Raw genomic sequence first — 11,252 nt, 5'->3', positions numbered from 1 at the left:
CCCGCCGACGAGGCCCCGCCCCCGCGCCCGGCCGTGGCCGGGTCCCCGTGCCGGACCCGCTCCCCAGCCCCCGGCCCCCGCCCCGGGCTGGCAGCAGCCGCCCGCCCCGCCGGCCGACGGCTACGGCTACCCCCAGCCCGGCGACGGCACGCAGCCGCCCGCCGGGTACGGCTACCCGCCGCCGCCCCCGGCCCCGCAGCAGTAGCGGCGGACGCGGAAGGGCCCACCGACTCCAGTCGGCGGGCCCTTCCCGTACTCCCGCGGCGTCAGCCGACCTCGGTCAGCTCGCGCGCCCGCTTCACGTCCTCGGCCATCCGCACCAGCAGCGCCTCGATCGAGTCGAACTTCTCCATCCCGCGCAGGTAGGTGAGGAACTCCACCGCCACGTGCAGCCCGTAGAGGTCCAGCCCGACCCGGTCGATGGCGTACGCCTCGACCGTCCGCGCGGTGCCGTCGAAGGTCGGGTTGGTCCCCACCGAGATCGCCGCCGGCATCCGCTCGCCGTCGGCCGTCAGCCAGCCCGCGTACACCCCGTCGGCCGGGATCGCGCTGTGCGGCACGGTCTCCACGTTGGCGGTCGGGTAGCCCAGCTCGCGGCCGCGCTGCGCGCCGCGCACCACCACGCCCTCCACCCGGTGCGGGCGGCCCAGCACCTCGTTGGCCCCGGCCAGGTCGCCGGCCGCGACCAGCCGGCGGGTCAGCGTCGAGGAGAACGGCTCGCCGTCCCCGGCGTTGCCGCGCACCTGGAGGTCGACCACCTCGACGCCGCAGTCGGCGGCCCGGCCCAGCTCGGCCAGCAGCGCGACGTCCCCGGCCGCCCGGTGGCCGAAGCGGAAGTTCGGCCCCTCGACCACCAGGCAGGCGTGCAGCGCGTCCACCAGCACCTGCCGGAAGAACTCCTCCGGCGACTCCTTGGAGAACTCGGTGGTGAACGGCAGCACCAGGACGGCGTCCACGCCGAGCGCCTCGATCAGCTCCGCGCGGCGCGGCTGCGGCGCCAGCAGCGGCGGGTGGCTGCCCGGCCGGACGACCTCGCTCGGGTGCGGGTCGAAGGTCACCACGACCGAGCGGACGCCCCGCTCGCGGGCGCGCTCCACCGCCCGGTTGATGATCAGCTGGTGTCCGCGGTGCACCCCGTCGAACGAGCCGATGGTGACGACGCTGCGTCCCCAGTCACCGGGGATCTCCTCCAGGCCACGCCAGCGCTGCACCCTGACCGCTCCTTGTTCCGTACGGCGCGTACCTTCTGTACGCTCAAACGCTCAAAACCCGAACCCCTATAGCGTGCCATGCGCCTGTCCCGAGTTCGGCACCGGAAGGCAGGTTGGGTGCACCACCCGCGGCCGGGCCCCGACGGCCGGGCCCCGGTACGCCGCCCGCCCGGCGGGAATCGTCAGGCACGCGCCCAGCACCTCCGGGTCGGTCTCGGCGGCCAGCAGGGAGTCCAGCAGCGCGCCGCGCAGCGCGTCCGCCACCGGATCGGGCACCGCCCGGCACAGCACCTCGGCGAACGGCCGGCGGACCGCCACCGACCGGGCCGCCAGCGCGCCGCTCAGCAGCACCCGCAGCTCCAGCCGGGCCGCCGCGCCGTCCACCGCGCCGGTCGCCAGCCGGCGGCCCAGGTAGTCGACGGCGACCGGGCCGGCCAGCTCCGGGTGCTCGCGCAGCAGCCGGGCCGCCAGTTCGGCACCCCGGCGGACCGCCAGCGGCGCCCGGGCGTCGGCCAGCACCCGCAGCGTCCCGGCGACCGGCGCGCCCAGCGGGCCGGCCTGGCCGCCCGGGGCACTCGGAGCGGCCAGCCGGTCGGCGAGCGCGGCGAGCACCGGCTCCGGATCGCTCTCCAGCGCCGGGGCCAGCGCCCGCGCGGTCAGGAAGCGGTCCTCCCCGCGCCGGTACGCGGCCAGCGCCGCCGGCAGGTGGGCGGCCCGGCTCCGCTCGTCCCCGACCAGCAGGGCCAGCGCGGCGCCGTGCAGGGCCGGCTCGTCCTCCCGGGCCAGCAGCGCCAGCGCGGCGAACCGCAGCAGCTCGGCCCCGGCGCCGCGCGCGTACGGGGCGACCCGCAGCGCGTGCACGGCCGCCGCCACGTGCCGCTCCGGCCGCGGATCGTGGCTCCAGCGGTCCACCGCCCGGCACAGCGCCGACGGCTCCTCGGCGGCCAGCACGGTCAGCAGCGCGTCCGCCCGCGGGTGCGCGGCCGCGGCCAGCGCCTCGGTCAACTCGTCCAGCGCCAGCGACCGGTGGGCGGACAGCAGGTCGTGCACCAGATCGGCCACGGTGACCCCGGGGCGGCCGGGCAGGCCGCGCGGATCGTCGAACCAGCCGCAGAGCAGCGGCAGCACCACCGCCGGGTCGGCCCGCAGCCGCCCGGCCACCGCCGCGAGGAACGGCCGGTCCGGGCCGTCGGCGGCCACCAGCCGCCGGTACAGGGCGAGTTCGCGCTCCAGCGGCAGACCGAGGCCGGACCAGAAGGCCGGTCCGAACCGGCCCGGGCCCACCGCCGGCAGCCGCTCGAACCCGCCCGCGGCGGCCGACCGTTCGACGATCCGCTCGGCCAACTGCTCCAGCAGCGCCCGGTGTTCGGCGAGGTCCGGACTGGCCGCCAGGCCCGCGGTGAGCAACCGGCCCGCCCACCAGGCGGGTTCGCTGCCCGGCGGGCGCAGGTCCAGCGCCCGCCAGATCCGGTGCAGCCAGGGGTCCAGCGCGGTCGCGCCCCAGGTCTCGGCGATCCGCCGGAGCGCGGCCGCCACCGGGCCGACCCGGTGGCGCGGCACGGTCCGGACCGCCCCGGCCGCCCCGGCCCCGGCCGGACCGTCGGCGGGCGCGGGGGGCGTGTCCTCGGCCTCGCCGAGCAGCAGCCGCAGCGCGGCCTCCAGATCCAGGTGCAGGCCCTGCAACCAGTCCGCGAACTCGCCGTGCGCGAAGCGGTAGCCCGGCCCGGCCGGGACGAACAGCCCCTCCGCCAGGACGGCCGCCGCCCACCCGCCCGCCACCGGGAACAGCTCCTCGAACGCCGCCCGGTCCAGCCCGCCCCGCTCGGCGCCGAGCATCCGCCGGGCCGCCTCGTGCACCCGCCCGGCCACCGCCGCCGCCGTCCGCCGCACCCGACCGGTCCCCGCCCCGGCCGGACGGACCGACCCCCGGCGGTGGGCGCCCGGCCGACGCGGGCGGCCGTCCTCGGCGAGCCGCTGGGCCACCCGCAGACAGCGCAGATCGAGGTGGGCGGCGAACAGCTCGCCCCGGCGCACCGGCTCCCCGCGCAGCCCCTCGGCCCACAGCTCCCCCGCCAGCCGGACCGCCAACGGGTGCCGGGCGTCCGCCCCCGCCGGCCACCCCGGCGGCAGGCCGTAGCGCCGCCGCACCCGGTCCGCCGCCTCGGCGGGCAGCGGCCCGAGCCGGCGGACGGCCACCCGGACGGCGCCCTGCCGCAGGGCCGGCCGGCCGATCGGCACCAGGAACTCGCCCTCCGCGCCGCCGGGCGCCAGCCGCTCCCAGGCCTCCGGGCCGCAGGCGATCAGCAGCCGCGCACCGGCCGCCGCCAGCCAGTGCGCGGCCGACCGCAGCCAGTCGGCGTCGAGTGGGACGGGCGCCTCCTCGGGCCCGTCCAGCACCACCAGCAGCGGCCGCCCGGCCGCCGCGCAGAGCTCCACCGCCGCCGCGCTCCCCGGTCCGGCCGGCACCGGGGCGTCCAGGGCCTCCGCCGCCGAGGTGAGCGCGCACTCCACGGCGGCCGCGAGCGAGGCGTCCCCGGGGCGCAGATCGGCGCCGCGCAGCCAGAGCGTGGGCTGCGGGCGCTCCCCGCCACCGCGCCGGACGGCGACGGCCGCCAGCTCGGTACTCCGCCCCGACCCGGGCTCCCCCACCAGCGCGACCACCCCGGCAGCCGCCACCCACCCCGTGCCCCCGGCCCACGCCCCGCCCGACACCCCGGCCGCCCACCCGGGATCCCCGGCCACCGCCGGGGTGGTGGCCAGCCCACCACCGGACGCAGCCGACGGCCCCCGCACGTCGCCGAGGTACGCCGGACCACCACCCCCGCGCCCCGAGGCCGACGGCCCACCCCCGCCACCGAAACCAGGCAGCCCCTCACCCGCCCACCCCGCAGCCGCGTCGCCGAGGTACGCCGAACGACCACCCCCGTCGCCCCGCACACCCCCGACGCCGGACAGAGCACCCTCCGCCCACTCCGCAGCCGCCCCACCGCCGGCCACCGCCGGGGTGGTGGCCAGCCATTCGCCCCACTCGGCCAGCCCGTCCGGGCGGTCCACCCGGTCGGCCGCGAGGGCGGCCACCCGGTCGGGGCCCGCGCCGGCGGCGGCGAGCTGGGCGGCGGACAGCCGGAGCACCCCGGCCAGGTTGAGCGCGCCCCCGTACGCCGGGACGCCGGCCGCGTTGCGGGCCAGCGCCTCGGCCAGTTCCGGCTCCCTCACCCCGGCCCCCGCCGCCGGGACGGCGGTCGGCGGCCCCGGCCGGCCCGGGGCCCGCAGGCCGGGGGCGACCACGGCGACCACCGCGCCGGTGGCGGCGTCCAGGACGGGCGCCCCGGCCGGCATCGCCGCGGCGTCACCCGCCGATGGAACGTCGAGCAGCAGGACGCCGCCGATCGGGTGACGGCGGTCGGCCTGCGGGCACCCGGCCCCCGGGTTCGCCGCGAGGGTGCACCGCAGCAGCACCGTCCGGGTGTCGGCGGCCCCCTCGCCGCGGACCGGGACGGGCACCAGCAGCACGCCGCCGCCCCCGGCCTCCGGCGCGGCCGCGATCGGCAGCGGCGGCACCGGCAGCCCGCCGAGCGGTTCGGTGCGCAGCAGGGCCAGCCCGTGCCCGGGGAGCGGCCGGACGTGGTCCGGTCCGAGGACCCGGGTCTGTCCGCCGAAGAGGTGCAGGACGATCCGGTCGAGGCCGGCGACCGCCTCGTGGGCGGTGAGGACGGTGCCCTCCGGGTCGACCACGAAGCCGAGCCCGCGCGGGCGCCCGTCCCGGTCGTGGATCCGCAGCAGTCGGCGGCCCGCGTCCCCCGCGGCCCCGTCCATCCCCCCGCCCGGGGCACCCTCCGAAGCAGCCCCCGGAGCACCCTCCGGCAGTCCTGCCGAAGGGTGCTCCGAGCGGCCCCCCGGTGTTGCCTCCGGAAAGCCCAGGAAGCCCAGCAGTCCCGGCATGCGCGCAGCCCTCCCCGCAGGGCCGGGCGGCCCGGGAGTGGACGCGTCGCGGCGACCTGCTCGCCGCCGGGGAGCCTGCCCGGCGCGGGCGCGGACCGACCGCGCCCGCGCCGTTCACGACCGTCGTTCACCTCGTGCGCTCCCACGTCCGGGTGAACTTCCCCGCGAGGGGCCGCGGGTCAGCCGACGAAACGGGTCAGCCGACGAAGACGGCGACCGGCCGGGCCTGGCCGCCCTTCTCCTCCACCAGCGCGAGGAAGGTGCCGTCCGGCCCGTACACCGCGATCGGCCCGTCCACGCCCATCCCGGGCGCCTTCAGCCGGGCGCCGTGCGACAGCTGCTTCGCCTGGTCGGCGTCGAGGTCCCAGCGCGGGAAGGCGGCCGCGGCGGCCTCGCCGATCGGCAGCACCTGCAGCCCCGTGGCGGAGTCGCCGGTGACCGAGGCCTCCAGCTGCTCCAGGGTCCGGGCCGACTCCACCCCGTACGGGCCGACCTTGGTGCGCCGCAGCGCGGTGAGGTGGCCGCCGACGCCGAGCCCGGCGCCGAGGTCCCGGGCGAGCGCCCGGATGTAGGTGCCGGAGGAGCACTCCACGGTGACGTCCAGGTCGATGACGGGCGTGCCGTCCTCGGCGACCGCGGCCCGCTGGTCGTGCACGGTGAAGGAGTGGATGGTGGTCGGCCGGGCGGCGATCTCGAAGTCCTCGCCCTCGCGGACCCGCGCGTACGAGCGCTTGCCGTCGATCTTGATCGCGCTGACCTTGGACGGCACCTGCATGATCTCGCCGGTGAGCGCGGCGATCCCGGCGTCGATGGCCTCCCGGCCGACCGCGTCGGCCGGGGTCGAGGCGGTGATGTCGCCCTCCCGGTCGTCGGTGACGGTGGTCTGGCCGAGCCGGATGGTCGCCTCGTAGGTCTTGGCGGTGAGCATCAGGTGGCCGAGCAGCCGGGTGGCCCGTTCGACGCCGATCACCAGCACGCCGGTGGCCATCGGGTCGAGGGTGCCGGCGTGGCCGACCTTCCGCGTCCCGGCCAGCCACCGCAGCTTGGCGACCACCCCGTGCGAGGTGATGCCCTCCGGCTTGTCCACGATCACCAGGCCGTCCGGACCGGTGCCTTTGCGCTTCATCAAGTTCTTTCTGTCAAAGCCCTGAAAGTGATCAACTACACGGGCCGCAGGGCGGCCCGGAACCGCTGCACCACCGCGGCGACGTCCTCCCGGGTGGAGAACCCGGCCGCGAAGGTGTGCCCGCCCCCGCCGAGCGCGGTGCAGGCGGCCGCGACGTCCACCGCGCCCTTGGAGCGGGAGGAGCCGCGCAGCGTGCCGTCCGGGTCCTGTTTGAGCACCAGCGCCACCTCGGCCTCGGCCGGGCGGCGCAGGATGTCGATCAGGCCCTCGATCTCCTCGACGGTCACGCTGAACAGTACGAGGTCCTGGTACGGCACCCAGGTCCACACCAGGCCGAGCCCGTCGGCCGCGTCCGGCTCGTAGACGGCCCGGTCGAGCGCGCCGGCCAGCACCTTGAGGTAGCCGAAGGACGAGGTGTCCCACAGCTGCCGGGAGATCAGGTCGTGCCGGATGCCGGTGGCCAGCAGCCGCCCGGCGAGTTCGTGGGTCGCGGGCGTGGTGGCCCGGTACTTGAACGAGCCGGTGTCGGTGGCGACCCCGGTGTAGAGGCAGGTGGCCAGGTCCTGGTCGAGTTCGACGCCGAGCCGGCGCAGCAGCTCGTCCACCAGGACGGCGGTGGCCGGGGCGCCGGGGTCGATCAGCTGGTGGGTGCCGAAGCCGGGATTGGAGGCGTGGTGGTCGAGGACCACCAGCACCGGCGCGGCGAAGGCCTTGGCGTGCAGCAGGCCGAGCCGGCTCTCCGCGGCCACGTCGAAGCAGAGCACCAGCTCGGGGGTGTCGGGCACCTCGCCGGCCGGCACGATCAGCTCCTGCCCGGGCAGGAAGGCCAGCGACTCGGGGACGATCTGCGGGTCGTCGCCGAAGGAGACCCGGACCTCCTTGCCGAGCCCGCGCAGGGCCAGCGCGGCCGCCAGCGCGGAGCCGAGCGCGTCGCCGTCCGGGCAGATGTGGCAGATCAGGTCGATGGCGCGGGCCCGTCCGATCTCCGCGACGACCTGCTGCCAGACCAGCTCGAACCCGCTCTCCTCGGCCCGCGGCCCCGGAAGCACCGCGAGGGCACCCTCCACCGTCTCGGTGGAGGACGCCCCCGTGGTCGTGCTGCCGGCCGCGCTGCCGCCGGCTGCCGAACCGGCCGCCGCCGGCTCACCCGCCATGACTACTCGTCCTCGTCGTCACGCTCGGACGCCGGAACCTTGTACGGGTCCGCGTCGCCCGCGTAGGCCGCGCCGGCGGCGGTGGTGCGCACCGCCGCGTCGATGGCCCGGGCCCGGTCGAGCAGGTCGTCGATGTTCCGGGCGTTCTCCGGCAGGGCGTCCGCGACGAAGGTCAGCGTCGGGGTGAAGCGCACCCCGGTCTGCTTGCCGACCTCGGAGCGGAGCACGCCCTTGGCGCTCTCCAGCGCGGCGGCCGTGGCCTCGCGCTCGGTGTCGTCGCCGAAGACGGTGTAGAAGACGGTGGCCTCGCGCAGGTCACCGGTCACCCGTGCGTCGGTGATGGTCACGAACCCCAGACGGGGGTCCTTGATCCGCCGCTCCAGGGTCTGGGCGACGACCACCTGGATGCGGTCGGCGAGCTTGCGCGCCCTTGCGGTGTCGGTCACGTTGCCTCCTCGTGCAGTGGGCCGGGTACTCGGGCGGTGCTGCGCGCCCGTCGGGGCCCCTGCCCCAAAGTACCGGCCCGCGCCCAGCCTTGTGGGCGCTCTCGGTCCTGATCCGTGTGAGAACGGCGACTCGCGCCGCCGGGCCCCACGGTCCTCATTCGTCGTCGTCGTTGTGGTGGCGCCTCCTGGCGGAGAGCAGCTGCACCTCGGGGCGGCCGGCGACCAACCGCTCACAGCTGTCCAGGATCTCGGTGACGTACCCGGCTTCGCCGGACACCACCGCGAGGCCGATCTCGGCCCGGCGGTGCAGATCCTGGTTCCCGGTCTCGGCAGCGCACACGCTGTACTTGCGCTGCAGTTCGGCCACGATGGGCCGCACGATCGACCGCTTCTCCTTGAGCGAGTGGACGTCGCCCAGCAGCAGGTCGAAGGTGAGTGTTCCCACGAACATGTATGGCAGGTCTCGCCGACCTGAAGGCCTCGGGGAGCGGCCCCGAACAGGACCGCTCCCCGGACCCTACACAGCGAGACCGGGGCCGGTCGACGGAAATACCACCCGTCGACCGGCCCCGGACGGAACCGACTAGGCGCGCGGCTTCTCGCGCATCTCGTAGGTCTCGATGATGTCCTCGACCTTGATGTCGTTGAACGACCCCAGGGTCACACCGGCCTCGAAGCCCTCGCGGACCTCGGTCGCGTCGTCCTTGAAGCGGCGCAGACCCTCGATGGTGAGGCTCTCCGCCACGACCTTGCCGTCGCGGATGAGGCGGGCCTTGGCGTTGCGGCGCAGCAGGCCCTCGCGGACGATGACACCCGCGATGTTGCCGAACTTGGAGGAGCGGAAGACCTCGCGGATCTCCGCGGAGCCGAGGCGCACCTCCTCGTACTCCGGCTTGAGCATGCCCTTGAGGGCGTTCTCGATCTCCTCGATCGCCTGGTAGATGACCGAGTAGTACCGGACGTCCACGCCTTCCTTGTCGGCCGCGGCGCGCGCACGACCCTCCGCGCGCACGTTGAAGCCGATGATGATGGCGTCCGAGCCCATCGCCAGGTCCACGTCGGACTCGGTGATGGCACCCACACCGCGGTGCAGGACCCGGAGCTCGACCTCCTCGCCCACGTCCAGCTTGACGAGGGCGTCCTCGAGGGCCTCGACCGAACCGGAGACGTCACCCTTGATGATGAGGTTGAGCTGCTCGATGGAGCCGGCGGCGATGGCCTTGTCCAGGTCCTCCAGGGACACCCGGACCCGACGCTGCGCGAAGGCGGCGTTGCGGTCGCGGGCCGAGCGCTTCTCGGCGATCTGGCGGGCGGTGCGGTCCTCGTCGACGACGATGAAGCTGTCGCCGGCGCGGGGCACCGAGGTCAGACCGAGCAGCAGCACCGGGCGGGACGGGCCGGCCTCGGCGAGGCTGTTGCCGTTCTCGTCCAGCATCGCGCGGACGCGGCCGTAGGCGTCGCCGACCACGATCGAGTCGCCGACGCGGAGGGTACCGCGCTGCACGAGCACGGTCGCCATGGCGCCGCGGCCCTTGTCGAGGTGGGCCTCGATGGCGATACCCTGCGCGTCCTGCTCCGGGTTGGCCCGCAGGTCGAGCGAGGCGTCCGCGGTGAGGACCACGGCCTCCAGCAGCTGGTCGATGTTGAGACCCTGGCGCGCGGAGATGTCGACGAACATGGTGTCGCCGCCGTACTCCTCGGCCACCAGACCGAACTCGGTCAGCTGACCGCGGACCTTGGTCGGGTCGGCGCCCTCGACGTCGATCTTGTTGACGGCGACCACGATCGGCACACCCGCGGCCTTGGCGTGGTTCAGCGCCTCGACCGTCTGCGGCATGACACCGTCGTTGGCCGCGACCACCAGGATCGCGATGTCGGTGGACTTGGCACCACGGGCACGCATGGCGGAGAACGCCTCGTGACCCGGGGTGTCGAGGAAGGTGATCGGGCGCTCTTCGCCGTTCACCATCGTCGCCACCTGGTAGGCACCGATGTGCTGGGTGATGCCACCGGCCTCGCCGGCCACCACGTTGGACTTGCGGATGGCGTCCAGCAGGCGGGTCTTACCGTGGTCGACGTGACCCATGACGGTGACGACCGGCGGGCGCGGGGCCAGCTGGTCCTCGTCGCCCTCGTTGGCGCCGAAGTCGATGTCGAACGACTCCAGCAGCTCGCGGTCCTCGTCGTCCCGGCTGACGATCTCGAGCTGGAAGCCCATCTCGTCGGCCAGCAGCTGCAGCGTCGCGTCGGAGACCGACTGCGTCGCGGTGACCATCTCACCCAGGTTGAACATGACGGAGACGAGCGCGGCCGGGTTGGCGTTGATCTTCTCCGCGAAGTCCATCAGCGAGGCGCCGCTCGACAGGCGAACGGTCTGGCCGTTGCCGCGAGGCAGCATCACACCGCCGACGGACGGGGCCTGCATGGCCTCGTACTCCTGGCGCTTCGCCCGCTTCGACTTGCGACCACGGGCCGGACGGCCACCGGGGCCACGGCCGAACGCACCCTGCGTGCCACCACGGCCGGCCGGGCCGCCGGGACGGCCGCCGAAGCCGCCGGGACGCGGGCCGAAGCCGCCGCCGCCACCGGGGGCACCGCCACCGGGACGGGGACCGCCGAAGCCGCTGCCGGCCGGGCGCGAACCCGGACCGGCCGGACGGCCCTGGAAGCCCGGACGGGCGCCACCGGCACCCGGACCACCCGGACGGCCACCGGGGCCACCCGGACCACGGCCACCCGGGCCGGGACGCGGGCCCGGACCGGCCGGACGCTGGGGCATCATGCCCGGGTTCGGACGCGGCATGCCCGACGGGGTCGGACGCGGGCCGGCCGGACGCGGCATGCCGTCGGGACGCGGAGCACCGGCACCCGGAGCGCCACCCGGAGCACCGGGACGCGGACGGTCGCCGCCCGGACGCGGAGCGCCACCCGGACGGGGAGCACCGGCACCCGGAGCACCCTGGCCGCCCGGACGCGGACGGTCGCCACCCGGACGGGGACGGTCGCCACCGGGGGCACCCTGGCCACCCGGACGCGGACGGTCGCCACCGGGGCGCGGACGGTCGCCGCCCGGGGCACCCGCGGCGGCCGGACGCGCACCAGGCGCGGCCGGACGGCGGTCGCCGGGGCGGGCCATGCCGGTCGCGCTGCCCGAGGTGAACGGGTTGTTGCCCGGACGCGGGCCGGCCGGACGCGGGCCCGGACGGGCACCGGCGCCGGCGGCACCGCCGGCGGCGGGGCCGGCCGGACGCTGGGTCTGGCCCGCCGGACGCGGAGCCTGGGTCTCACCGGACACGGGGGCCGGCGAGGAGAACTCGGCCGCCGGAGCGGCCGGAGCCGCGGCAGCGGCGGGGCGGGCCGCCGGGCGCGGGCC

General features: G+C 76.5%; 7 protein-coding genes and 1 pseudogene. 1 reads left to right on the top strand and 7 read right to left on the bottom strand.

Annotated elements, in window-relative coordinates:
* Positions 1-205, top strand: a pseudogene (locus AB0N76_RS37755) (hypothetical protein); the annotation flags it as partial.
* Positions 206-266: 61 nt separating this feature from the next.
* Here AB0N76_RS37755 and AB0N76_RS37750 read toward each other — a convergent pair.
* The 7 genes from AB0N76_RS37750 to infB form a co-directional block, all read right to left on the bottom strand.
* The gene (locus AB0N76_RS37750) at positions 267-1,211 is read right to left on the bottom strand and encodes a bifunctional riboflavin kinase/FAD synthetase (RefSeq protein ID WP_363565319.1); all 945 of its coding nucleotides are present in this window, start codon (positions 1,209-1,211) and stop codon (positions 267-269) included.
* Positions 1,212-1,277: 66 nt separating this feature from the next.
* Positions 1,278-5,027, bottom strand: coding sequence for a S1C family serine protease (locus AB0N76_RS37745; protein WP_363565317.1), 3,750 nt, complete (start codon positions 5,025-5,027; stop codon positions 1,278-1,280).
* Positions 5,028-5,349: 322 nt separating this feature from the next.
* A complete protein-coding gene (truB, locus tag AB0N76_RS37740) occupies positions 5,350-6,279 on the bottom strand; it encodes a tRNA pseudouridine(55) synthase TruB (protein WP_363565315.1) in 930 nt (309 codons plus the stop codon).
* A 35-nt stretch (positions 6,280-6,314) separates the two neighbouring features.
* Positions 6,315-7,433 (bottom strand): DHH family phosphoesterase, encoded by a 1,119-nt coding sequence (locus tag AB0N76_RS37735; protein WP_363565313.1) that lies wholly within the window; start codon positions 7,431-7,433, stop codon positions 6,315-6,317.
* Between the two features lie 2 nt (positions 7,434-7,435).
* Positions 7,436-7,879: a 30S ribosome-binding factor RbfA gene (rbfA, locus tag AB0N76_RS37730; RefSeq protein WP_030311387.1), complete on the bottom strand. Its 444-nt coding sequence runs from the start codon at positions 7,877-7,879 to the stop codon at positions 7,436-7,438.
* Positions 7,880-8,033: 154 nt separating this feature from the next.
* On the bottom strand, positions 8,034-8,330 hold the full coding sequence (locus AB0N76_RS37725) for a DUF503 domain-containing protein (RefSeq protein WP_363565311.1): 297 nt from the start codon (positions 8,328-8,330) through the stop codon (positions 8,034-8,036).
* Between the two features lie 132 nt (positions 8,331-8,462).
* On the bottom strand, positions 8,463-11,252 hold a 2,790-nt coding region (gene infB / locus AB0N76_RS37720; protein ID WP_363565309.1), incomplete at its 5' end, for a translation initiation factor IF-2.

The sequence above is a fragment of the Kitasatospora sp. NPDC093806 genome, from assembly GCF_040683335.1.
Lineage (GTDB): Bacteria > Actinomycetota > Actinomycetes > Streptomycetales > Streptomycetaceae > Kitasatospora.
This window is presented reverse-complemented; position numbering and strand designations above follow the sequence as displayed.